The organism is Rhizobacter fulvus (genome assembly GCF_964020785.1).
In genome coordinates this window covers 876,198-900,554 of sequence record NZ_OZ224516.1, presented here as the reverse complement: position 1 = coordinate 900,554, position 24,357 = coordinate 876,198, and the positions used below count along the sequence as shown (strand labels likewise).

Here is a 24,357-nt window from a genome sequence, read left to right as displayed (position 1 = left end):
GGGTGCTGTTTCGCCGGCGATGCTAGCGGCGCACGCCGCGCAGCGGCCGGAAAGATTTTCAGCGCGGGCCGGAAACCAGCGCCAGTGCGTCGGTTGCGACCTGCGCGCAGGCCCGGCCCAGCCACTGCGCGAACAGCGCGGCCGCCCCGCCCGGCGCATGCGGCATCACGTAGTACTGTGTGGCCGGCCGCGCCAGCACGCCGAACGGCAGCGCGACCAGCGCCCCGCTCGCGAGCCACGTCCGCGCCAGGCTCGGCCGCGCCAGCGCGACGCCCTGCGCGCTGACGGCCGCTTCGAGCGTCAGGCCCAGGTCGACCAGCTTCGGGCCGTGGGTCGGTTCGGCCCAGTCGAGCCCGGCCGCGGCGAACCAGGGCGCCCAGGGCTCGAGCGGCGTGCGTAACAGCGGCGCGCCGGCCAGGTCGGAGGGCGCGTGCAACGCGGGCAGGCGGGCGAGCAGCGCGGGCGCGGCCATCGGCAGCACCACGTCGTCCATCAGCGGCGTGCCGCCGCCGGCCGCGGCGTCGCCGTGGCGCACCTCGACATCGGCGTCCGAGTTGCCGGCGTCGAGGTAGGGGATCGACAGCAGCACCTCGAGCTCGACGTCGGGGTGGGCGCGCGTGAAGGCTTCCAGGTTCGGCACCAGGATTTGCCGCGCGAAGGTCGGCGTCGCGGTCACGCGCAGGCGCGTGGTGCGCTGCACGCTGCGCTGGTGCAGCGGTACGGCGGCCAGCATCGCCAGCGCGGCGCTCACCTGCGTCAGGTATTCCTTGCCGCTCGCCGTCAGCGCAAGCGCCTTGGGGCCGCGCGTGAACAGTGCGGTGCCGAGCAGGTCCTCGACGGTGGCGACGCGTTTGGCGACTGCGCTCGCGGTGATGTTCAGCGCGTCGGCGGCACGCTCGAAGCTGCCCAGCCGCGCCGCCGTCTCGAACGCGCGCAGCCCGTCGATCGACGGCAGGCGCAGGGCGGGCGGGGGCATCGCGGGATCATAGCCGCGGCCTGCGCGGTGGCCGCCGCTTCAGTGCTTGTTGATGATCTCGCGGTGCATCGGCGCCAGCTTCGCGAGCAGGCGGTTCTGCGCGGTGAACGGTATGCCCTGCGCGTCCATGCTCTGCTGCAGCACCTCGACCAGCGCGTTGAAGTTGCTCTTGGTGATGTCCTGCCCGTCGTGCACCGTCTTCATGTCCTTGCCCTTGCGCTGGCACGGCCCACCCGAGACCTCGCAGAACTGGGCGGCGAGCTGCGCCTTGAATTCCTTCTGGTCGGTGTCCCTGAAGAACGGGTTCATGCGCGGGTCGGCGAGCAGCCGCTGCATGAAGTCGTCGGTCAGCTTGACGAGGCCGGACTGGCCGCCGAGTTGGCGGTACAGCGTGTCGTCGAGCTGGGGCTGCGCGAAAGCCGAGCCGGCGGCCAGCACGGCGACGAGGAGGGTGAGCTTGAAGGCGTTCATCGGAGAAGCGTCAGTACGCGAGTTGGACGGACAGGTAGCCGCCGGTCTGGCGTTCGTGGCCGACGATGTTGCCGAGGTCCACATACGCAGCGGTGATCGAGAGGTGCTTGCTCGGCGCCCACGCGACGAACACATCCTTCCACGCGTGTTCACGGAACGCGGCACCGGCGAAGCCGAGGTTGTCCGGCTTGGCGCGGACCTCGGCACCGACCGCCAGCGTCCTGTGCAGCAGGTAGGCGACCGAGATCTCGGGTTTGAAGCGGTAGCCACGTCGGTCGGTCGCGCCGAAGCCGAGCAGACCGTTCTGGTTCGCCTTCGTCGCACGCAAGGTGCCGTTGACGAGAATCCCCTGCGCGAGGAACAGCTTGGTCGCGCTGAGGTACAGGTCGACCCCGTCGCGTTTCGCGCCGACCGAGTCGAGCACGCCGCCGACCGCGTCGCCCGGGTTCAGACGCTTGAACTCCGCGCCCACCGCGATCTGCGGCATCCAGGTGTCGCTGTCGAGCACCGCCTCACCGGCCAGCTTGATCTTGACGCCGACGATGTCGACCCTCAGGGTGGTGTCGGGGACGACGACGCCCGCATCGAACGCCTGGCGCGCGAGCGAGAGCTCGACCCGGTCCCTGAAGCCGAAGGCGGCGCCGTACGTTGTCAACCCGTAATCCTGGGTCTTGGCGCGGGTGACGAATGCGGTGGCGCCGGTCTCGCCGCTCGTGGCGTAGCTGCCGATCACGGCCCACGGCGTGAGACCCCCGCCGGCCGCGCCGTCGATGCTCGAGACCCCGCCGGTCAGCAGCAATTTGCCGCGGCCATCGCCGGGGGGGAAGGTTTGCGACTGGGCCGCTGTGGCGACCATCAACGAAAAAGCGAGCGCGACGACGCGCGGGGAGGTTGATCGTGACTGCATGCCCGTCACGATAGACAAACCTGTCGCTCTTGATCGGGCGTAATGCGCGGCGTTTGGTGGTCAAACAGCAGCCGTTGTCACGCCGGCGGCGGCGCGTCGAACAGCGGCAGGCCGAGGCCGGCGCCGGGTTCGCGCGCCGTGAACACGCTCGCGGCCGAGTCGCCGGTGTGCAGCGGCGCGACCAGGTCGGTCAGCGTGGCCAGCGCGCCGGCGCGCACGCCGAGCAGCCGCAGCCGGCGGCTCAGGTCGACCCGCTTCAGGCATTCGCCGGCGGCGCGGCGGATCGTCTTCGCGTCCATCGTGTGCGCGGGCAGGCTCAGGTCGCGGGTGACGATCCTGAAATCGTCGAAGCGCAGCTTGACGCCGATCGTGCGGCTTGCGTAGCCCTTGCGCGCCAGGTCGCCGGCGAGCTTCACGCACAGGTCGGTGAAGATCTCGCCGAGCACGGCGCGATCGCGCACCGCGTGCAGGTCGCGCTCGAACGTGGTTTCGCGGCTGATCGACTTGGGTTCGCTGAACGTGACGACCGGTCGCTCGTCGCGCCCGTGCGATGCGGCGTGCAGCCACGCACCGTAGCTGTTGCCGAAGTGCTCGACCAGCCAGGCCGGCTCGGCGGCGGCGATGTCGCCGACGGTGTGCAGCCCGAGCGCGGCGAGCTTCTCGCTCGCCTTCGGCCCGATGCCGTTGACCTTGCGCGCGGCGAGCGGCCAGATGCGGATGGGGATGTCGGCCTCGGCGAGCAGGGTCAGGCCGTTCGGCTTGTCCAGTTCGGAGGCGAGCTTGGACAGCAGCTTGTTCGGCGTCACCCCGATCGAGCAGGTCAGGCCACCGGTGGCGTCGGCCACCGCGTCCTTCAACTGCTGCGCGACCGCGCGGCCGGCGTCGCGCTGCGCGCCGGGCAGGTCGGTCAGGTCGATGTAGATCTCGTCGATGCCGCGGTCCTCGACGACCGGTGCGATGGCCCGCACCGCGGCCTTGAACAGGCGCGAGTAGTGCCGGTACTGGTCGAAGTCGACCGGCAGCAGCACCGCATCCGGCGCCAGCTTGGCCGCCTTCATCGTGCCCATCGCAGAGAACACGCCGAGCGCGCGCGCCTCGTAGGTGCTGGTGGTGATGACGCCGCGGCCGGTGTAGTCGCGCAACAGCGCGTACTCGCGGCTGCCGTCGGCCCGCAGCACCGGCTGATGCCGCCGCCCGCCGCCGATCACGACCGGCCGGCCGCGCAGATCCGGGTAGCGCAGCAGTTCGACCGACGCATAGAACGCGTCCATGTCGAGGTGGGCGATCAAGCGCTGCGGCGGCATGACGTGGCGGGCGGGGAGGGACGGTATGACACTGTGGTTGTATACAGTATCACGCCCTCCGCACGCCGGGCGCCAATTGTTCGCAATGCCGATGGCGTCCGGGGCGACGAACGTCGCTGGTCCCGCATACCCGAGCTGGCGCCGATGCCTGACTGAGCGCGGGTCTTCGCCGTGTGGAAGCCGGCGCTGCCACAATCGTCCGCGTCGTCAGGCGGGAGTCGCAAGTGCAGGGTGTGGAGATGGCGGACGTGGACACGGCGCACATGCGGCGCGCCGGGCGGGAGCTGCTCTCGCTTGCGCTGATGGACGCTCGCAACCACAGCCTGCGGTGGGCGGCGGCGTTCGAGGGCGCGGCGTGCGGCGCTGCACCGCTGCTGCAGGAGCTGGGGCGCCTCGGCTGGTTCCAGGAGTTCTGGTTGGCCCGCAACGTGCAGCGCCAGCGCGGCCCGCGCGGCGATGCGACGCGGCCGCGTCTTGCGTCGATTTTGCCCGGCGCCGATGCCATGTTCGAGACCGGCGCCGTGGCGCCGCTGCCCGATCTGCAGACGATCCGCCAGTACCTGGTGGACAGCCTGGAGATGACGCTCGAGCTGCTCGAGCACGCCGCGGAGGACGACGACGCGCTCTACTTCTACCGCCTTGCGCTGCTGCGCGAGGACGCGTGTGTCGAGCGCTTCGCCGTGCTGTCGCAGATGCTCGGGTTCGACACCGGTCTGCGCGCGCCGTTGACGACCCGGCCGGTGCGCCCGCCGCTGCTGTTCCCGGCGACCCGCTGGCGGCTCGGCAGCGCGCCGGGCGGCTTCGTGCCCGATCGCGAGCATTGGGCGCACGAGGTGGCGCTGGCGGAGTTCGAGATCGACGCGCAGGCGACCACCTGGGCCCAGTACGGCGAGTTCGTCGAGGACGGTGGCTACGACGATCGCCAATTCTGGAGCGATCCTGGCTGGGCGTGGGTGCAGGCGCAAGGGCGTCGCACACCGCGCTTCGTCGACCAGATGCGCCAGGGCGTGCTGCAACAGCGCTTCGGCAAGCTGGTGCGGGTGCCGCTCGCGCAGCCGGCCCTTCACGTGAGCTGGTTCGAGGCCGACGCCTGGTGCCGCTGGGCCGGCCGCCGGCTGCCGGGCGAGGCCGAGTGGGAAGCGGCTGCCGTTCAGGGCGCGAGCCGCGGCTTCCGCTGGGGCGAGGTGCGCGAGTGGACCGCCGGCACCTTGCGCCCCTACCCGGGACACGCCGGCACGTCGCCCGGACAGGACGACGACACGGCGCTCGTCGGCGTCGCGCGGGTGCTTCGCGGCGCGTCGTTCGCCACCCGCGGGCGCCTGCGGCACGAGCACGCGCGCGACGCGGCGTTGCCGACGCACGACGAGGGCTTCTGCGGCTTCCGCAGTTGTGCGGTTTGACGCGTTAGCGCTCGCCGTTCACTGCCTTCGCGGCTTGAGCCCTGACATACGCTGCCGAAAGCAGGTTCAGCCGCGGGCGCCATCCAGTTCCGGCGCGCCCGTCTCACTTCCGGTCTTCTCGTGTCCATGGGCTCCGCGCGCTTCTCTCACCTGTTCCGGCCCTCGCCCGAGTTCACCGAACGCAAATTCGCTGAGCACCTCGCGTACAGCAAGCTGATGTTCTGGGCCATGGCGCCGTACCTGGCGTGCATGTGGGCCTGGGATTTGACGCTCGACCCGGTTGGCGCCCCCGACGTGCTGTGGCACCGGCTCGCCTTGGGTCCGCTCGCGGCGGCGTGCGGCGCGACGATCGGCACGCCTCGGCTGCCGGTGCCCACGCGGGTGAGACTCATCTCGGTCTGCGTGACCCTGTCGATCGCGGTGTACTACCTGATCTGCGCCCGCCTGAACCAGGGATTCACGTTCGGCGTCGGCGCCTTCGTGTTCGTGCAGATGTGCGGCTTCCTGCTGTGGCCGGGCTTTCCGTTCGGGTGGGTGGTGCTTCTGCACGTGATCGGCGCCGCGGTGCCGCAACTGCTGGCGGTGCTGCTGGCGAACCCCGGGTTCCCGCACCCGCAGTACGCCGTGCTGGTCTGGCCGACGACCGTGCTGGCGCTGGCGGCGCACTGCATGATTCATTCGGACTACCTGACCAAGGAGGCCCTGCGGGATCGCCTGGTCGAGATGGCCACGCGCGACCCGCTCACCGGCGTGCTGAACCGCCGCACCTTCATGACCGAGGCGCTCGACCGCATCGCCCAGTGCGCCGGCCGCCGGCCCGGCATCTCGGTGCTGTTCATCGATGCGGATCACTTCAAGCAGATCAACGACCGGCACGGTCACGCGGTCGGCGACGCGGTGCTGGTGCAGCTGGGTGAGGTCATCCGCAGGCAGTTGCGCCGCTGGGACTTGTGTTGCCGCTGGGGCGGCGAGGAGTTCGTCGTGCTGCTGTGCGAGCCGGACGAAACGCGCGCCGTGCTGGTCGCGCAGCGCATCCTGCGGGCGATCCGCCAGGCGAGCCTGCCGGTCGAAGGCGGGCCGCCGGTCACGTTCACCGCCAGCATCGGCCTGGCGCGCGCCGAGGCGGCCGCGCTGCGGCTCGAGGTGCTGATCGACAAGGCGGACCAGGCGATGTACGCCGCCAAGACGCTGGGCCGCAACCGCGTGGCGGTCGCTGCCGCGTAGAGCCACCTGCCGAGTCCTAGGGAAACCCCGCGCTGTGCGTCGGGGCGGTGTGCTCGAACAATGCCTCAAGCGCCCTTCGAGCGTGAAGCATTCCCCCGCGATCCCCCACAGGAGACTCACCGTGAGCGTTCCCATTTCATTGACCGTCAACGGCCAGGCCGTCAACGTCGACGTCGACCCGCGAACCCTGCTGGTGCAGCTGCTCCGCGAGAACCTGCAACTGACCGGCACGCACGTCGGCTGCGACACCGCCCAGTGCGGCGCTTGCACCGTGCACATGAACGGCCGGGCGGTCAAGTCCTGCTCGATGCTGGCGGCGCAGGCCCAGGGCGCGACGATCACGACGATCGAGGGATTGGCCCAGAACGGAACAATGCACCCGATGCAGGAGGCCTTCCGCGAGTGCCACGGGCTGCAATGCGGCTTCTGCACGCCGGGCATGGTGATGTCCGCGGTGCAACTGCTGGCCGACAACCCCAAGGCCACCGAGGCCGAGATCCGCGAGGGCCTGGACGGCAACATCTGCCGCTGCACCGGCTACCAGAACATCGTCAAGTCGATCCAGTTCTGCCAGTCTGGCGCCAAAGCCAGCCTGGCCGCCTGAGGAGAACACCATGACCGACATGTCCGTTCCCCCCATGAGCCCCATCGGCCAATCGGTGAAGCGCCGCGAGGACGCGCGCTTCCTGACCGGCGCCGGCCAGTACACCGACGACGTCGTGATGCACGGCCAGACCTACGCCGCGTTCCTGCGCTCGCCGCACGCGCACGCGCGCATCAAGTCGATCAACCTCGACGCCGCCAAGAAGGCGCCCGGCGTGGTGCGCATCTTCACCGGCCAGGACCTGGCCGACGCCAAGGTCGGCGGCCTGCCGTGCGGCTGGCTGATCCACAGCAAGGACGGCGCGCCGATGAAGGAGCCGCCGCACCCGGTGCTGGCGCAGGGCAAGGTGCGCCATGTCGGCGACCAGGTCGCGATGGTCGTCGCCGAGACGCTGCTGCAGGCGAAGGACGCCTGCGAGCTGATCGAGGTCGACTACGAGGAACTGCCCGCCGTCATCGACATCACCAAGGCCGAGGGCCATGCCGGTTCGGTGCACGACGACGTGCCGAACAACGTCTGCTACGACTGGGGCCACGGCAGCAAGGAGGCGGTCGACGCCGCGTTCGCGACGGCCGCGCATGTCAGCACGCTGGACATCGTCAACAACCGGCTGATCCCGAACGCGATGGAGCCGCGTGCCGCGAACGCGAGCTACACCAAGCACGACGAGAGCTACACGCTGTACGTCGCGAACCAGAACCCGCACGTCGAGCGGCTGCTGATGTGCGCCTTCGTTCTCGGCCTGCCCGAATCGAAGGTGCGGGTGATCGCGCCCGACGTGGGCGGCGGCTTCGGCTCGAAGATCTTCCTGTACGCCGAGGAGACCGCGCTGGTCTGGGCCAGCAAGCATGTCGGCCGGCCGATCAAGTGGACGTCCGACCGAAGCGAGGCCTTCCTGACCGACGCGCACGGCCGCGACCACGTCACCAAGGTCGAGCTGGCGATGGACGCGAAGGGCATGTTCCTCGCGCTGCGGGTGAAGACGATCGCGAACATGGGCGCCTACCTGTCGACCTTCGCGTCGAGCGTGCCGACCATCCTGTACGCGACGCTGCTCGCCGGCCAGTACAAGACGCCTGCCATCTATGCCGAAGTGAAGGCGGTGTTCACCAACACCGCGCCGGTCGACGCCTACCGGGGCGCGGGCCGTCCCGAGGCCACCTATGTCGTCGAGCGCATCGTCGAGCAGGCGGCGCGCGACATGCAGATGGACCCGGCCGCGATCCGGCGCCAGAACTTCATCACCGAGTTCCCGTATGCCACGCCGGTGGGCCTGACCTACGACACCGGCGACTATGAAGCGCACCTGGCCAAGGCGATCGAGATGGCCGATGTGGCGGGTTACCCGGCGCGCAAGGCCGCGTCCGAGGCCAAGGGCAAGAAGCGCGGCCTCGGCTACAGCTGCTACATCGAGGCTTGCGGCCTGGCGCCGTCCAACATCGCCGGCGCGCTCGGGGCGCGCGCCGGCCTGTTCGAGGCCGGCGAGGTGCGCGTGCACCCGACCGGTACGGTCACGGTGTTCACCGGCTCGCACAGCCACGGCCAGGGCCACGAGACCACGTTCGCGCAGGTCGTCGCGGCCAAGCTCGGCATTCCGGTCGAGAACGTCGAGATCGTCCACGGCGACACCGGCCGCGTGCCGTTCGGCATGGGCACCTACGGCAGCCGCTCGCTGAGCGTCGGTGGCACGGCGATCGTCAAGGCGGTCGACAAGATCATCGCCAAGGGCAAGAAGATCGCCGCCCACCTGCTCGAGGCGGCCGACACCGACATCGAGTTCGAGAACGGCGTGTTCAAGGTGGCGGGTACCGACAAGTCGGTGCCGTTCGGCAGCGTGTCGCTCACCGCCTACGTGCCGCACAACTACCCGCTCGACAAGCTCGAGCCGGGCCTGAACGAGAACGCGTTCTACGACCCGACCAACTTCACCTACCCGTCGGGCACCTACATCTGCGAAGTCGAGGTCGACCCCGAGACCGGCAAGGTGCAGATCGAGCAGTTCGTCGCGGTCGACGACTTCGGCAACCTCGTCAATCCGATGATCGTCGCCGGCCAGGTGCAGGGCGGCGTGGCGCAGGGCCTGGGGCAGGCGATGATGGAAGGCTGCGCGTACGACAACGAGTCGGGCCAGCTGCTGACCGGCTCGTACATGGACTACGCGATGCCGCGCGCCAGCGACATCCCCGGCGTCAAGCTGAGCAACACCGTCACGCCGTGCACCCACAACCCGCTGGGCGTGAAGGGCTGCGGCGAGGCCGGCGCGATCGGTTCGCCACCGGCCTACATCAACGCGCTGACCGACGCGCTCGGCGTGCGCGAGATCGCGATGCCGGCCACAGTGGAGCGCGTCTGGCGCGCCGCCAACAACGTCGCCTGACCGCACAGAAAACGGAGACCACTCACATGTATGCATTCGACTACAAGCGCCCGGCCAGCCTGAACGACGCCAAGGCCGCGCTCGGCAGCGACGCGCGCTACCTCGCCGGCGGCCAGAGCCTGATCCAGGCGATGAAGCTGCGGCTGTCGCAGAGCGAGACCCTGGTCGACCTGGGCGCGATCCCGGATCTGAAGACGATCAGGATGGACGGCGCCAACCTCGTGATCGGCGCAATGGCCACGCACGCGTCGGTCGCGTCGAATGCCGATGTCAGGAAGGCGTGCCCGGCCCTGGCCGAGCTCGCCGGCGGCATCGGCGACCCGATGGTGCGCAACATGGGCACCATCGGAGGCTCGATCGCCAACGCCGACCCGGCGGCCTGCTACCCGGCCGGCGTGATGGCGCTGAACGCCACGATCCACACCAACCAGCGCACCATCCCGGCCGATTCGTTCTTCACCGGCCTGTACGAGACCGCGCTGCAGCCCGGCGAGATGATCACCGCGGTGAGCTTTCCGCCGGCGCAGAAGGCCGCCTACGTGAAGTACCGGCAGCCGGCGTCGCGCTTCGCGCTGGTCGGCGTGTTCGTCGCTCAGACCGCGGGCGGCGTGCGCGTCGGCGTGACCGGCGCGAAGGGCCATGCGTTCCGCGCGACGGAGATCGAGACGGCGCTCGCGAAGAGCTTCACGCCCGAGGCCGCCAAGGCCGTGAAGATGCCGACCACCGACATCAACAGCGACATGCACGGCAGCGCCGAGTACCGCGCCGCGATGATCAGCGTGATGGCGTCCCGGGCGGTGGCGGCGGCGCTGGCTCGATGACGCGCCCTGCATGACGACGGCGCTGACGCTGCCGGATTCGGTCGATGCGGTCATCGCGCTGCTGGCCACGGAGAACTACGTCTGTGACCGGCGGCTCGCGACCGCGCTGTTCCTCGGCCTGAAGCTCAAGCGCCCGCTGTTCCTCGAAGGCGAGCCGGGCGTCGGCAAGACCGAGCTCGCGAAGACGCTGGCGGCGGCGCTCAACACTGCGTTGCTGCGCGTCCAGTGCTACGAGGGCCTGGACATCGCCCAGACGGCGTACGAGTGGAACATCGCGCGCCAGATGGTCGAGATCCGGATCGCCGAGGCGACCCACGCGCTCCATGACGACGCCGACCGCGAACGCCTGACCCACAGCCTGTATTCGCGCCAGATGCTGATCGAGCGCCCGCTGCTGCAGGCGCTGACGCAGCCGCGCTCGCCGGTGCTGCTGATCGACGAACTCGACCGAGCGGACGAACCCTTCGACGCCTTCCTGCTCGAGGTGCTGGCCGAGAACCAGATCACCATCCCCGAGTTCGGCACCGTCAAGGCCGATGCGCCGCCGATCACGATCATCACCAGCAACCGCACCCGCGAGATCCACGACGCGCTGAAGCGGCGCTGCCTGTACCACTGGGTCGATTTCCCGACGGTAGAGCGCGAGCTCGAGATTGTCCGTCTCAAGGCGCCGGGCGCGGCCGACCGGCTCTACCGCCAGGTCGTCGAGTTCGTGCAGCGCATGCGCAAGCTCGACCTGTTCAAGGCGCCGGGCGTGGCCGAGACGATCGACTGGACCAACGCACTGGTCGCGCTGAACGCGATCCGCCTCGACCCCGCCACCGTTCACGACACGCTCGGCGTGCTCCTGAAGTACCAGGACGACATCGTCAAGCTGCAGAGCGGCGACACGGCGAAGCTGCTGGATGAATTGCGGGCGCGGGCGCTTCTGGACGAGTAGCTGACCTCGAAGGCTATTTCCTGAGCACAACGGACACCAAGGCACCCTTGGTGTCCTTGGTGATCAGAAAGAAGCGTTCACCCAACACCAACCCATGATCGCCGAGAACATCGTCCACTTCGCCCGCATCCTGCGCACGGCCGGCATGCCGATCGGCCCGGATCGCGTGCTGGCCGCGATGACCGCCATCGAGCAGGTCGGGCTCGACCGGCGCGATGACGTGCACGCGGCGCTCAGCGCCGTGATGATCGACCGCCACGAGCAGCAGACGCTGTTCGACGCCGCGTTCGACGCGTTCTGGCGCGACCCGAAGCTGCTCGAACAACTGATGTACCTGCTGCTGCCCAAGATCAGCGGCCGCGGCGAGAAGCCGGTGCAGCCGCGCGCGAACCGCCTGGCCGAGGCGCTCGCCGCACCGAAGCCGAAGGAACCGCCCAACCCTGCGAACAACACCGCGCAGGAGGAGCTGACCTTCGACACCACGTTCACGTTCTCGGACCGCGAGCGCCTGCAACAAGCCGATTTCGAGAGCATGAGCGCGGCCGAGTTCGAGCTGGCGAAGAAGCTCGCCGAGCAGTTGCCGCTGCCGGTGCAGCCGATCCGCCGCCGCCGCCACGAGCGCGCGACCAGCCGGCTCGCCGGCGGCGCGCTCGACCTGCGCGCGACGCTGCTCGGCATGGCGCGCCAGCCGCATGCGCTGCTGCCGGCCTATACCCGGCCGCGCCGCGAGACGCCGGTGCTGGTCGTGCTTCTCGACATCTCCGGCTCGATGGAGCGCTACGCCCGCCTGCTGCTGCATTACGTGCACGGCTTGACGCGGCGCTACCTGAAGGTCCACACGCTGACCTTCGGCACCCGCCTGACCAACATCACCCGCAGCCTGAAGCACCGCGACCCGGACGTCGCGCTGATCGAGGCCGACCGCCAGGTGCACGACTGGAAGGGCGGGACCCGCATCGCGACCTGCCTGGACGAGTTCAACCGCGTCTGGGCGCGGCGCCTGCTCGGCGCCAACGCCGCGGTGCTGCTGATGACCGACGGGCTGGACCGCGACGAGCACGGCGACCTGGCCCGCGCCGCCGCGCAGCTGCGCCGCATGGCGCACCAGATCGTCTGGCTCAACCCGCTGCTGCGCTTCGACGGCTTCGAGCCGCGCGCCGCCGGCGTGCGCGCGCTGCTGCCGAACGTGGACCGGTTCCTGCCGGTCCACAATCTGGCCAGCCTGGCCGACCTGGGCAGGGCCTTGCGGGCACCGGCCGTCGCCCCCTCTTCACTTCTGGCATAACCGAGACACCATGGAACTCAACGGCGAACGAACCATCCCCGCCTCGGTCGACAAGACCTGGGCCGCGCTCAACGACCCGGAGGTGCTGAAGGCCTGCATCGCCGGCTGCGAGACGCTCGAGCGCACCGCGGAGGACAAGATGACCGCGGTGGTCGCGCTCAAGGTCGGCCCGGTCAGCGCCCGCTTCAAGGGCAACATCGCGATGACCAACATCGATGCGCCGAACGGCTACACGATCAACTTCGACGGGCAGGGCGGCGTGGCCGGCTTCGGCAAGGGCTCGGCCGACGTCGCGCTGACCGCGCAGGGCCCCGAGCAGACGCTGCTCAAGTACACCGCGCGGGCGACCGTCGGCGGCAAGATGGCGCAGATCGGTTCGCGCCTTATCGACGCCACCGCCGGCAAGATCACCGAGGACTTCTTCAAGGCCTTCGAGGCGCATCTGCAGGCGAGCGCGGCTCCGGCCGCGGGTGCCGAGGCGTTGCCGGTGCCGGTGGCCGCGCCCGAGTCCGACGGCAGCATCGCCAAGCTGTGGTGGCTGATCGGCGGCGTCGTCGTGCTCGCGATCGTCTATTTCCTGATCCGCAAGTAATCACGTACGAAAGGGGTGCCGCGATGGACTCTCTCGACCTGCAGGTGCTCGCGCAAGCGCGCGACTGGTTCAACGCCGGCCACAAGGTCTGGCTGGTCACGGTGATCGAGACCTGGGGCTCGGCGCCGCGCCCGCCCGGCGCGCTGCTGTGCCTGCGCGACGATGGACAGGTGGCCGGCTCGGTCTCCGGCGGCTGCGTCGAGGACGACCTGATCGACCGGCTGCGCCACGGCGAGCGGGTCGCGACGCCGTCGCTGATCGCCTACGGCGTGACCAAGGAAGAGGCCGCCCGCTTCGGCCTGCCGTGCGGCGGCAACCTGCGGCTGGTGCAGGAGCCGCTGCAGAGTGCCGCGTGGATCGATGACATCCTCGCACGCACCGCGCGGCACGAGCTCGTCGCGCGCCGCATGTCGCTCGCCACCGGCGCGGTCGTCGTCGAGCCGGCCTCGCGCGGCGATACGTTCGCGTTCGACGGCCAGCAGCTCGTCGCGCTGTTCGGCCCGCGCTGGCGGCTGCTGATCATCGGCGCCGGGCAGCTCTCGCGCGCGGTCGCGCAGCTGGCGGTGATGCTCGACTTCGAAGTGATCTGCTGCGATCCGCGCGAGGAATACAACCTCAGCTGGGACGTGCCCGGCACGACCTTCAGCAAGGCGATGCCCGACGACCTGGTGCTCGAGCTGCAGCTCGACCCGCACAGCGCGGTGGTCGCCGTCACCCACGACCCGAAGCTCGACGACCTGGTGCTGCTCGAGGCGCTGAAGAGCCCGGCGTTCTACATCGGCGCGCTCGGCTCGCGCGGCAACACCGAGAAGCGCCGCGAGCGCCTGGAACTGTTCGACCTGACGCCGGCCGAGATCGACCGCCTGCATGGCCCGATCGGCCTGGACATCGGCTCGAAGACCCCGGCCGAGATCGCCGTGTCGATCGTCGCCGAGATCGTCGCGGTCAAGAACGGCGTGCTGCTGAAGCAGAAGAAGGAAGGCTCGGCCGTGCCGGCCCCGCGGCCGGCGACGTCGGCGTCCTGAGCGATGCGCACGCCGCGGGGCGTCGCGCTGCTGCTGCTGCCCGGCCTGGTTGCCGCGGCGAGCGACGCCGCGCAGCCGGCGCCGGACTGGCCGCACTACGGCGGCGACGCGGGCGGCACGCGCTACAGCAGCGCGGCGGCAATCACGCCGGCCAACGTCGACGGCCTGCGCCGTCAGTGGCTGTACCGCACCGGCGACATGCAGCGCCGCGACCCGGCGCTGATGAAGCGCATCAAGTTCGAGACCACGCCGATCCTGGTCGACGACAAGCTCGTGCTGTGCAGCGCATTCAACGAAGTGATCGCGCTGGACCCGAGTGACGGCCACGAGGTCTGGCGTCATGACCCGGCGGTCGCGACCGACCGCCGTCCCGCCAACCGCTACAACTGCCGCGGCGTCGCGCAGTGGCGCGACCCGGCTGCCGTGCCGGGGCAGGCCTGCGCGACCCGCATCTTCACCGGCACCGTCGACGCCCGCGTGATCGCGCTCGACGCGCGCGACGGCCGCCCGTGCCGCGACTTCGGCGGCGCCGGCACGGTGCGGATCGACCCCGGCCCGCTGCGTTGGGCGGGCGAGTTCCAGATCACGTCGGCACCGGTGGTCGCGACCGTGGGCAACGGCGGCGTCGTCGTGGTCGGCTCGGCGATCAACGACAACGGGCGCGCCGCGGCGCCGTCCGGCCGCGTGCGCGCGTTCGACGCCCGCAGCGGAGCGCTGCGCTGGTCATGGGACCCGATGGCGCCCGATGTGCCGGCCGGGGTTCCGCCCGCCGGGGCTGCGTCGGCCGCGGACGGCACCGGGGCGGCCAACGTCTGGGCACCGATGTCGATCGACGAACGGCGCGGGTTGGTCTTCCTGCCGACCTCGAGCCCCAGCCCGGATTTCTACGGCGGCATGCGCCCCGGCAACAACGGCCACGCCGATTCGGTGGTGGCGCTCCGCGTGGCCGACGGCGGGCTCGCGTGGGCGTTCCAGGTCGTCAAGCACGACGTGTGGGACTACGACCTGGCCGCGCAGCCCACTCTGTCGACGCTGCCGATCGACGGTGCGCCGCGCGACGTGGTCATCCAGGCGACCAAGCAGGGCCTGGTCTTCGTGCTCGACCGCGACACCGGCCGGCCGGTCTACCCGGTCGAGGAACGCCCGGTGCCGCAGGGCGGTGCGCCCGGCGAGGTGCTGTCGCCGACGCAGACGTTCCCGGTCGACCTGCCTCCGCTGGTGCCGCTCGCACTGCGCGCCGACGATGCGTTCGGCCTCACCTGGTTCAGCCGCGACCAGTGCCGCGAGCGCATCGCCGCGCTGCGCAACGAGGGCCTGTACACCCCGCCCTCGACGCAGGGCACGATCGTCTACCCGTTCACCGGCGGCGGCGTCAACTGGGGCGGCGTCGCGGTCGACCCGGCCGGCGTGGTCTACGTGAACACCAGCCGCGCGGCGCACGTGATCACGCTGATCCCGCGCGAGCGCTTCGACGAGGTGAAGGCCGCGAACCCGGACAGGGAGGTCAGCCCGCAGCACGGCACGCCGTTCGGGATGAAGCGGGAGGTGCTGGTGTCGTCGCTCGGCACCCCGTGCAACCCGGCGCCGTGGGGCACGCTGGCCGCGCTCGACCTGCGCAGCCACAGGATTCTCTGGGAGCAGCGGCTCGGCACCACCGAGGACATCGTGCCGCTCGGCTTGGCCCTGAACACCGGCACGCCCAACTTCGGCGGGCCGGTCGCGACGGCCGGCGGCCTCGTGTTCATCGGCGCCGCGATGGACCGCTATCTGCGCGCGTTCGACGCGGCGACCGGTGCCCTGCTCTGGCACGGCGGCCTGCCGGCGGCGGCGATGGCCACGCCGATGACCTACGTCTGGCAGGGGCGCCAGTTCGTCGTCGTTGCCGCCGGCGGCCATGGCGAGGCGGGCGTGGCGACCGGCGACGCGATCGTCGCGTTCGCGCTGCCTGCGCCGGGCGAGGCGCCGCGCGGCTGGTGGGACCGCACGATCGACCAGCCCGGCGTGCGCTTCAAGGTGACGCTCGCCGCGGCAGTCGTCGCGATGTTGCTGGTCATCGCGATGGCCGTGGCCTGGTGGCGCGGGCGTCGGCGCCGTCGCGGTTTGCCTTCTGCGGCATGAGTCGGGCGCACCGGACGGGACGCGTCAGAGCTGAAACCCGAGCCACAGCACCAGCCCTTCACCGACGTCGGTGAGCAGCCCGGCGCGCCGCGGGACCAGCGCGTGCGCCTCGGCGCATTCGGTCTCGAACCAGGCGGCGAAGCCCGTGATCGCGGCGCGGTCGTGGAACGCCACCATCAGCTCGTAGTTCAGGAACAGGCTGCGGCTGTCGAGGTTGGTCGAGCCGACCAGCGCCAGCGTCTCGTCGACGATCACGAGCTTGGCGTGCTGCATGTGCGGCACGGTCCAGAGCCGCCCGCCGGCGGCGGCAAGCGCGCGCAATGCGCGGCGGCGGGCGATGTCGGACAACCGGTGGTTCGAGCGCGACGGCATGAGCAAGTCGACCTGCACGCCGCGCCGGGCCGCCAGGCACAGCGCAGTCAGCAGTGCGGCGTCGGGGACGAAGTACGGCGTGATCAGCGCGATCCGGCGCCGCGCCCGGTAGGCGGCGGTGATCAGCAGCGAGTAGACGGTGTCGTCGGCCTGGTCCGGGCCGGACGCGATCAGCTGCGCGCAGTGCGACAGCGGGTCGGTCGGACCGATCGGCAACGGCGATCGCGGCAGGCCTCCGGCGAACGCCCAGTCGTGCTCGAACAGCGCGCCGGCCTGCGCGACGAACGGGCCGCCCAGGTCGAAGCTCAGGTCGTGCCAGGGCGGCCGGCCGGGCTCCCCGGTGAAGTATTCGCTCGCCAGGTTGCGCCCGCCGGACCACAGCCGTTGCGTCTCGAAGCCGGCGTCGGCGACCAGCATCTTGCGGTGGTCGCGCAGGTTGGTGCGGCCCTTCAGCGGCGAATGCAGCGGCGGCACGAACAGCAGGTAGGCCACGCCGGCGTCGCGCAGCGCGCGCAGGTCGGGGCGGCTGCGCATCAGGCTGCCCAGCCCGTCGACCATCACGCGCACCTGCACGCCGCTGCGCGCCTTCGCGCTCAGGCGCTCGATCAGCGTGTAGCCGACCGCGTCGCGGCCGACGATGAAGGTGCACAGGTCGATCGTGTGGCGCGCGCCGGCGATCGTGCCCCACAGCGCCGCGAGCGCGGCCGGGCCATCGGCGTGGATGTGCAGGTCCTCGTAGGCCTGGGGTTCGGGCTGGCCGAGCGCGAGTGCGGTCTGGATCGCCCAGGGCCCCTCGGCATCGGTGGCCGGCGGTGCCAGCAGCGGCCGGTTGCGCGGGCGGGCCTGCTTGCGCGAGCCGAAGGTGAGGAACGCGGGCAGCGCGACGTACGGCGCCAGCACGATGAACAGCACCCAGGCGATCGCGGCGGTGGGATGGCGGCGCTGCTGCAGCACGTGCGCGGTGATCGCGTACAGCAGCACCGCGACGATGGTCACGAAACCGTGGACGGTCAACCAGTAAGCGGTGGTCAGGCCGAAGAGCATCGGCGCGACCTTACCGCATCGACGCCCCTCAGTTGCGGGCGGCCACGCCCCGCTGGCCGACCAGCACCGGCTCGGCGCGGTACTGCGCGGCGAACATCGTCTTCAGCGCGGCGATCTTGGGCAGGTCGAAGGTGGCGATGTAGCCGGAGTCGGGGTGCAGCGTCGCATAGTCCTGGTGATAGTCCTCGGCCGGGTAGAACGCGACCAGCGGGCCGACCTGGGTGACGATCTTCGCGGGATAGACCTTGGCCGCGTCGAGCTGCGCGATGTAGCGCTCGGCGGCCTGCTTCTGCGCCGCGTCGGTCGTGAACACGGCCGAGCGGTACTGGGTGCCGCGGTCCGGGCCCTGGCGGTTCAGCTGGGTCGGGTCGTGGATGACCGAGAAGAAGATCTGCAGCAGCTGCGCGTACGACACCTGGCGCGGGTCGTAGGTGACCTGCACCGCCTCGGCGTGGCCGGTCAGGCCGCTGCCGATCAGCTCGTAGCGCGCCGTGGCCTTGCTGCCGCCGGCGTAGCCCGAGACGGCGTTGAGCACGCCCTTGGTGTGCTGGAACACACCCTGCACGCCCCAGAAGCAGCCGCCGGCGAACACCGCGGTCGCCGAGGAGGCGCCGGCATCGGTGCGCCCGGGATCGGCCAGCGGCGGGATCTTGAAGACGGCCTCGGCGGCCGCGCGGGTCGACATCGGCATGCCGACGATCGCGGCGGCGCCGATCGCCACGGTGGCGCCGACCAGCGTCGAGACGAAGGCACGGCGGGGAAGAGGGGGCGTACGGTTCATGGCGGGCAACTCCTGCGCGGATTGTCGGGTCCGTCGGAAGTCGCCCGGGCGGCGGGCTTCTTACACCCTGCCCGCGGTGGGGCCCCGCGGTCAGCGCGACTTGCGGGGCGCGATCGTGGGGGCCGCATCGGTCGGCCCGGCGGTGAACAGCTTCGCGGCGCGGCCCTTGAGCTCCAGCAGTTCGCTCGGCGTCACCGAATACAGGCCCGACGTCACGTCGACCTCGATCCGGAATTCGACATCCTTCGAGCCGTTGGTCAACAGGCCCGAGGTGAACTCGTAGGTCTTGTCCTCGGCGGGCAGGCCGGATGTCTCGGCGTTGTAGTCGTCGTACTCGACGCTGCGGATCTCGCCGCTGGCCAGGTCGAGCATGCCGGTCGACTCGATCACCGATTCGGTCAGTTCGTCGAATATCTTGATCGGCAGCTTCAAATCCACGTCGAATCCTTCAGGGGCGCGGCGCCGAGTGACGCCGGGCTGAGGATTCTAGCGGCGCGTCACACGTTGCTTGTGGCGCGCACTTCCTCGATCGTCGTGACACCGTCGAGCACCTTGTCGATGCCGTCCTGGCGCAGCGTGCGCATGCCCTCGGCCATCGCGATGCGCTGCAGCGTCTCGGCCGGCGCGCGGGTCTGGATCATGCGTCGCACTTCGCGCGAGACGACCATCAGTTCGTGGATGCCGGCGCGGCCCTTGAAACCGGTCTGGTCGCACTCGATGCAGCCGGGGCTGTGGTGCAGCATCAGACGGCCGCCACGGCTGTTGCGCTGGGCCCAGCCGGCCAGCACGGCGTCGCGCTGCACCGCAGGCTCGCTGCCGAAGGCCTGCATGTAGTCGCCGATCAGTTCGTCCGATTGGTCCTTGGTCGCCGGCTTGGCCGTGCGGCAATGGGTGCACAACTTTCGCACCAGGCGCTGGGCCAGCACGGCCAGCAGCGAGTCGCCGAAGTTGAACGGGTCCAGCCCCATGTCGAGCAGGCGCGTCACCGTTTCGGGCGCGCTGTTGGTGTGCAGCGTGCTCATCACCAGGTGGCCGGTCAACGAGGCCTCGACGACCATCTGCGCCGTCTCCTGGTCGCGGATTTCGCCGACCATGATGACGTCCGGGTCGGCGCGCAGGAACGCACGCAGGGCCTTCGCGAAGGTCCAGTCGATCTTCGGGTTGACCTGCACCTGGCGCAGGCCGGGCTGGGTGATCTCGATCGGATCCTCGGCGGTCCAGATCTTGCGCTCGGGCACGTTGATGTGGCTGAGCGCGGAGTGCAGCGTGGTGGTCTTGCCCGAGCCGGTCGGGCCGACGCACAGCACCATGCCGTACGGGCGTTCGACCGCGTGCTTCAGGCGCGCGAGGTTGTCGGCGGACAGCCCCAGGCGGTCCACCGGCATCGGCTTGGCGGAGGTCAGCAGCCGCATCACCACGTCCTCGAGGCCGTGGTTGGTCGGGATCGTCGCGATCCGCAGTTCCAGCTTGTGCTGCGGCGAGAACTTGGCGAAGTTGATCTTGCCGTCCTGAGGCTTGCGGCGCTCGGAGATGTCGAGGTCGCACATGATCTTGACGCGGGCGATCAGCGCGTTGCGGTAGTTCGGCGGCAACTCGAGGTAGGTGCGCAGCACGCCGTCCTTGCGGAAGCGCACGCGGATCTTCTCGCGGCCCGGGTAGCTCTCGATGTGGATGTCCGAGACGCCCTCGCGGTTCGCCTCGATGATCATGTTGTTGAGCAGGCGCACCAGCGAGTTGTCGGACTGCTCGATCGGCCGGTCGTCGTCGCCGGCGCGCTCCAGGCCCTCCTTCTCGAGGGTCTCGACCAGCTTGTCGGTGTCCGGCAGGTCGAACTTCAACGACATCGCCGCGTCCTCGCCGATCGTGCGGACCGGGCCGTCGACGGCACCGATCTTCTCGTACGCGAGGTGCAGGGCCGGGCCGATCAGGCGGCCGTCGGCCAGCACCGGCACCACCTTGATCTGGGCGCTGAATTCGACCTCTTCGACCGCGGCGCGGCGGCGCGCCGGATCGTCCATCGCGACGACCAGCCGCCCGTCGCGCAGCAGCAGCGGCATCACCTGCAGGCGCGAGGCCACCTGGTAACTCAGCCGTCGCAGTGCCTCGGCCTCGGCCGGGAAGGTCTCGATGTCGACCAGCGGGTAGCCCATCTTGCGGGCCAGCGCGATCTGCAGGTCCTCGCGCGAGACCACGCCCATGCGCACCAGCAATTCGCCGAGCGGCACGCTGCGGTCGTTCTGTTGCTGGGCCAGCGCCTCGTCGAGCTGCTTCCCGTTGATCATGCCGAGCGAGACCAGCGCCTCGCCGATCCGCACCATCGGCATCTTGGCCTGGCGGTCGATCGCTTCCAGCAGCTGCGCCGGCGTGACGACCTCGCGCGTGACCAGCACGTCGCCGAGCTTGCGATTGCGCAGCTGCTGCTGCACGTCGATGGCCTGCTCGATCTGCGCCGGCGTGGCGCTGTGCTGCTCGACCAGCAGCTCGCCGATGCTGGAGCCGATCTCGAAATGCGTGTAGGCGCTGCGGGGGATGAAGCTGCGGGTGACGCTGCCGTCGTCGTCCGCCGAGCCCGACTCCGCGCAGGGCGGGAACAGGAACAGGCCCAGGTCGTTCTCGACATGGCCGACCGTGTTGCCGGTCACTTCGACGCCGCCCTTCAGCGTCAGCTGGTAGAGCGAGCTGGTGCGGTGCGCGAGCAGGCCCGCGTGCGGATCGCCGGCGGCGAGGTGACCCGGGACAAGCGGGTCGGTCAGCGTGAGCGAGCGGAACTGGTCGAAGCGCAACGGCACGGTGGTGCGGGCCTTCTGCAGCTGCACGTGCGCGACGCCTTCTTCCGGCACGAAGAAGGTCAGGCGTCCGGTCGTGCGGACATTGTTGAGGCCGACGATCTCGCACGGCTCGGGGTCGGTCTGCGGCGCAGCGATGGGGTACGAGGCGTACGGGGGTGTGGGCCAGCAGAACGGCTCGCGCCGGGCCTTGGCCGCGAAGCCGGGATCGGCGCCGCCGCTGGCGGCCAGGCTCAGATCGCAGTCCAGGGGAATCGACATGTCTGCCATCGCGGCGTCCTCGTTGCGGGCGAATCGACGCGCTGCACCCGGGGCAGCGCTCGCCGACTTTCCATCCGCATCGATGATGCCGGTGCCGGGTCCGCGCGAAACCCCGAAATGCGCGGTTCCGGCCGCCCAGTTCTGCGCCGGCAGGCCCGTTCAGCCCCGCATGTGCAGCGGCAGGTAGGTGACGATCTGCGGGAAGACGTACAGCAGCACGACCATCGCGACCATCAGCAGGAAGAAGGGCAAGGCGGCGCGGGCGATGTAGACGATGCTGCGGTTCGTCATGCCCTGCAGCACGAACAGGTTGAAGCCCACCGGCGGCGTGACCTGCGCCATTTCGACCACGATCACGATGAAGATGCCGAACCACAGCGGGTCGATGCCGGCCTTCTGCACCGTCGGCATGATCACGCCCATCGTCAGCACCACCATCGAGATGCCGTCGAGAAAGCAGCCCAGGACGACGAAGAACGCGGTCAGCGCCATGATCAGCTGGAACCGGGTCAGACCGAGGCCGCCGATCCACTCGGCCAGATGCCGCGGCAGGCCGATGTAGCCCATGCTCAGCGTCAGGAACGCGGCACCGGCCAGGATCAGCGCAATCATGCAGTACAGCCGCGTGCCGCCCATCAGCGAGTCCTTGAACGTGGCCCAGCTCATCGAACCCTGCAGCACCGACAGGATCAGCGAGCCGACGACGCCCAGCCCGGCGGCCTCGGTGGCGGTGGCGATGCCGCTATAGATCGAGCCCAGCACCGCGGCGATCAGCAGCACGACCGGGATCAGGTGGCGCGACTCGTGCAGCTTCTGGCCCAGCGTCATCGTCGCGTCGGCCGGCGGGATCTGGTCCTTGTGGGTCAGCGACCAGAACGCGATGTAGAGCGAGAAGATCCCTGCCAGCATCACGCCCGGGATCACGCCGCCGATGAACAGCTGCGAGATCGAGACGTCGGCGGTGACGCCGTAGACGATCATGATGATGCTGGGCGGGATCAGCAGGCCGAGCGTGCCGGCGCCGGCGAGCGATCCGACCGACATGATGTCCGGGTAGCCGCGCTTGTTCAGCTCCGGCAGGCTCATCTTGCCGATGGTCGCGCAGGTGGCGGCGCTCGAGCCCGAGACCGCCGCGAAAATCGCGCAGCCGACCACGTTGACGTGCAGCAGCCGACCGGGCAGCGCCTGCATCCATGGCGCCAGGCCCTTGAACATGTCCTGGCTCAACCGGGTGCGGAACAGGATCTCGCCCATCCAGATGAACAGGGGCAATGCGGTCAGCGTCCAGCTCGACGACGAACCCCAGATCGTCACCGCCATCGCGTCGCCGGCCGGGCGCGAGCTGAACAGTTGCATGCCGATCCACGCGACGCCCGAGAGCGTGAGGCCGATCCAGACACCGCTGCCGAGGATCAGAAACAGCGACGCGATCAACAGCGCCGTGATCGCGAAGTCACTCATTGTGAGAAGCCTCTTCGGAGGTGATCACGACGCGCTGGCCGCGCAGCTCGAGCACCAGTTCGTCGATGAACGCGATCGCCAGCACCACGGTGCCGATCGCCATCGTCAGCTCGGGAATCCACAGCGGCGTGGCGTCGTTGCTGGTCGAGATGTCGTGGAAGGTATACGACTGCCACGCCAGCTTGCAGCTGTAGAAGGCCGCCAGCAGGGCCAGCAGCGAGGCCGCGAACAGCGCCCATATCTCGAAGCCGCGGCGCCAGCTGCCCTTGAGCGAGCCGATCAGCAGCGTCACGCGGATGTGCTCGCCCCTCTTCAGCGTGTGGGCCAGCGCGAGGAAACCGGTCGCGGCCATCATGTAGCCGGCGTAGGCGTCGATGCCGGGGATGTTGAAGTGCAGCTGCCGGCTCAGGATCGACAGCAGCACCATCACCAGCAGCAGCACCATGAACACCGCCGCGAGCGCGGCGGCCATGTCGTAGATCAGGTCGAGCGTGCGGCGCAACGCCGAGGGCGCCGCCGCAGGGAGTGGGGCGGCGCCGACCATCACATCTTCTTGTAGGAATCGACGACAGCCTGGCCTTCCGGACCAGCCTTCTCGAGCCACTCCTTCAGCATCGTGTCGCCGACCTTCTTCATGTCGGTGACCAACTGCGGCGCCGGCGGCACGATCGTCATGCCGTTCTTCTTCAGCAGGTCGATGTACTCGGTGTTCTTCGCCTTCGACAGCGCCCAGCCGCGCGCCTCGGCGTCGGCACCGGCCTTCAGCAACGCGGCCTGCGTCGGCTTGTCGAGCGCGTCGAACGCGGCCTTGTTGACCAGCACCGCGTTCTTCGGCAGCCAGGCCTGGGTGTCGGTCCAGAACTTGATGTACTCGTAGGTCTTGGTGTCGTAGCCGGTCGAGCCCGAGGACATGTAGCTCTCGATCACGCCGGTGGCCATCGCCTGCGACAGTTCGGCCGCCTGCACCGTGACCGGCTGCGCGCCGACCAGTTCGGCGATGAGCGCGGTGGCGGGGCTGTAGGCACGCCACTTCAGGCCCTTCAGGTCGGCCGCGGACGCGATCGGCTTTTTCGCGTAGATGCCCTGCGGCGGCCACGGCACCGCGTACAGCAGCATCATCCCCTGCTCGCCGAGCTTCCTTTCGAGGGCGGGCTTCTGCGCCTTGTAGAGCTTGGCGGAGGCGTCGTAGCTGTCGGCCAGGAAGGGCAGGCCGTCGATGCCGAAGATCTGCCACTCGTTCTGGAAGTTGGCCATCAGGATCTCGCCCATCTGCGCCTGCCCGCCCTGCACCGCGCGCTTGATCTCGGGCGCCTTGAACAGCGAGGCGTTCGCGTGCACGGTGATCTTCAGCTTGCCGCCGCTGGCCTTGTCGACCTCGGCCGCGAACTGCGTCAGGTTCTCGGTGTGAAAGTTGTTGGCCGGGTAGGCGGCGGGCAGGTCCCACTTGGTCTGGGCCGCGGCCGTGCCCGCGAGGGTGAGCATCGAGGCGAGGCAGACGAGGCGACGTGTCAGGTTCATGAGCACTCCGGTTGAAGAGATTGGATCCACAAGGTGGGCCGCAAAAGCATAGAGCGTGCCGGTCGGGCGGGCATCGGTTGTTCTACCGGC

21 protein-coding genes are annotated in these 24,357 nt (G+C 69.8%); 10 read left to right on the top strand and 11 right to left on the bottom strand.

The window, feature by feature from the left end:
- Window positions 1-58: 58 nt before the first annotated feature.
- The 4 genes from ACWH49_RS04425 to dinB all read right to left on the bottom strand — a co-directional run bounded on the left by ACWH49_RS04425 (window position 59) and on the right by dinB (window position 3,658).
- The gene (locus ACWH49_RS04425) at window positions 59-976 is read right to left on the bottom strand and encodes a LysR substrate-binding domain-containing protein (protein WP_448170355.1); all 918 of its coding nucleotides are present in this window, start codon (window positions 974-976) and stop codon (window positions 59-61) included.
- 39 nt (window positions 977-1,015) lie between these two features.
- Window positions 1,016-1,447 carry a group I truncated hemoglobin gene (locus tag ACWH49_RS04420; RefSeq protein ID WP_448170354.1) on the bottom strand — a complete coding sequence of 144 codons (432 nt, stop codon included), beginning with the start codon at window positions 1,445-1,447 and terminating at the stop codon, window positions 1,016-1,018.
- Between the two features lie 10 nt (window positions 1,448-1,457).
- Window positions 1,458-2,354, bottom strand: coding sequence for a DUF3034 family protein (locus ACWH49_RS04415; protein ID WP_448170353.1), 897 nt, complete (start codon window positions 2,352-2,354; stop codon window positions 1,458-1,460).
- 77 nt (window positions 2,355-2,431) lie between these two features.
- Complete coding sequence (gene dinB / locus ACWH49_RS04410; RefSeq protein ID WP_448170352.1) at window positions 2,432-3,658, bottom strand: DNA polymerase IV; 1,227 nt, start codon at window positions 3,656-3,658, stop codon at window positions 2,432-2,434.
- Between the two features lie 239 nt (window positions 3,659-3,897).
- On the opposite strand from dinB, the gene ACWH49_RS04405 reads away from it, so the two are divergent.
- From ACWH49_RS04405 to ACWH49_RS04360, 10 genes are all read left to right on the top strand, one after another.
- Window positions 3,898-5,058, top strand: coding sequence for an SUMF1/EgtB/PvdO family nonheme iron enzyme (locus ACWH49_RS04405; protein WP_448170351.1), 1,161 nt, complete (start codon window positions 3,898-3,900; stop codon window positions 5,056-5,058).
- A gap of 126 nt (window positions 5,059-5,184) precedes the next feature.
- Entirely contained in the window at window positions 5,185-6,282 is a 1,098-nt protein-coding gene (locus ACWH49_RS04400) for a GGDEF domain-containing protein (RefSeq protein WP_448174303.1), read from the top strand.
- A 121-nt stretch (window positions 6,283-6,403) separates the two neighbouring features.
- Complete coding sequence (locus ACWH49_RS04395) at window positions 6,404-6,886, top strand: (2Fe-2S)-binding protein (RefSeq protein WP_448170350.1); 483 nt, start codon at window positions 6,404-6,406, stop codon at window positions 6,884-6,886.
- Between the two features lie 10 nt (window positions 6,887-6,896).
- Entirely contained in the window at window positions 6,897-9,263 is a 2,367-nt protein-coding gene (locus ACWH49_RS04390) for a xanthine dehydrogenase family protein molybdopterin-binding subunit (RefSeq protein WP_448170349.1), read from the top strand.
- Window positions 9,264-9,289: 26 nt separating this feature from the next.
- Entirely contained in the window at window positions 9,290-10,084 is a 795-nt protein-coding gene (locus ACWH49_RS04385) for an FAD binding domain-containing protein (protein ID WP_448170348.1), read from the top strand.
- A gap of 10 nt (window positions 10,085-10,094) precedes the next feature.
- The gene (locus ACWH49_RS04380; protein WP_448170347.1) at window positions 10,095-11,024 is read left to right on the top strand and encodes an AAA family ATPase; all 930 of its coding nucleotides are present in this window, start codon (window positions 10,095-10,097) and stop codon (window positions 11,022-11,024) included.
- A 94-nt stretch (window positions 11,025-11,118) separates the two neighbouring features.
- Complete coding sequence (locus ACWH49_RS04375) at window positions 11,119-12,309, top strand: vWA domain-containing protein (protein ID WP_448170346.1); 1,191 nt, start codon at window positions 11,119-11,121, stop codon at window positions 12,307-12,309.
- A gap of 10 nt (window positions 12,310-12,319) precedes the next feature.
- The gene (locus ACWH49_RS04370; RefSeq protein WP_448170345.1) at window positions 12,320-12,901 is read left to right on the top strand and encodes a CoxG family protein; all 582 of its coding nucleotides are present in this window, start codon (window positions 12,320-12,322) and stop codon (window positions 12,899-12,901) included.
- 23 nt (window positions 12,902-12,924) lie between these two features.
- Window positions 12,925-13,926, top strand: a complete 1,002-nt coding sequence (locus tag ACWH49_RS04365; RefSeq protein WP_448170344.1) for an XdhC family protein — start codon at window positions 12,925-12,927, stop codon at window positions 13,924-13,926.
- A gap of 3 nt (window positions 13,927-13,929) precedes the next feature.
- Complete coding sequence (locus ACWH49_RS04360) at window positions 13,930-16,044, top strand: pyrroloquinoline quinone-dependent dehydrogenase (protein WP_448170343.1); 2,115 nt, start codon at window positions 13,930-13,932, stop codon at window positions 16,042-16,044.
- Between the two features lie 24 nt (window positions 16,045-16,068).
- Here ACWH49_RS04360 and ACWH49_RS04355 read toward each other — a convergent pair whose 3' ends face one another.
- The 7 genes from ACWH49_RS04355 to ACWH49_RS04325 all read right to left on the bottom strand — a co-directional run bounded on the left by ACWH49_RS04355 (window position 16,069) and on the right by ACWH49_RS04325 (window position 24,267).
- Entirely contained in the window at window positions 16,069-17,460 is a 1,392-nt protein-coding gene (locus ACWH49_RS04355) for a phospholipase D-like domain-containing protein (RefSeq protein ID WP_448170342.1), read from the bottom strand.
- Between the two features lie 28 nt (window positions 17,461-17,488).
- The gene (gene msrA / locus ACWH49_RS04350; protein WP_448170341.1) at window positions 17,489-18,241 is read right to left on the bottom strand and encodes a peptide-methionine (S)-S-oxide reductase MsrA; all 753 of its coding nucleotides are present in this window, start codon (window positions 18,239-18,241) and stop codon (window positions 17,489-17,491) included.
- A gap of 90 nt (window positions 18,242-18,331) precedes the next feature.
- Window positions 18,332-18,679: a hypothetical protein gene (locus ACWH49_RS04345; RefSeq protein WP_448170340.1), complete on the bottom strand. Its 348-nt coding sequence runs from the start codon at window positions 18,677-18,679 to the stop codon at window positions 18,332-18,334.
- A 59-nt stretch (window positions 18,680-18,738) separates the two neighbouring features.
- Window positions 18,739-20,628, bottom strand: a complete 1,890-nt coding sequence (locus ACWH49_RS04340) for a GspE/PulE family protein (RefSeq protein WP_448174302.1) — start codon at window positions 20,626-20,628, stop codon at window positions 18,739-18,741.
- Window positions 20,629-21,447: 819 nt separating this feature from the next.
- The gene (locus tag ACWH49_RS04335) at window positions 21,448-22,749 is read right to left on the bottom strand and encodes a TRAP transporter large permease (protein ID WP_448170339.1); all 1,302 of its coding nucleotides are present in this window, start codon (window positions 22,747-22,749) and stop codon (window positions 21,448-21,450) included.
- Window positions 22,742-23,251 carry a TRAP transporter small permease gene (locus ACWH49_RS04330; protein WP_448174301.1) on the bottom strand — a complete coding sequence of 170 codons (510 nt, stop codon included), beginning with the start codon at window positions 23,249-23,251 and terminating at the stop codon, window positions 22,742-22,744. Before ACWH49_RS04330 ends, ACWH49_RS04335 begins: the two co-directional genes overlap by 8 nt.
- A 41-nt stretch (window positions 23,252-23,292) precedes the next feature.
- Window positions 23,293-24,267, bottom strand: a complete 975-nt coding sequence (locus tag ACWH49_RS04325; protein ID WP_448170338.1) for a TRAP transporter substrate-binding protein — start codon at window positions 24,265-24,267, stop codon at window positions 23,293-23,295.
- Window positions 24,268-24,357: the final 90 nt, after the last annotated feature.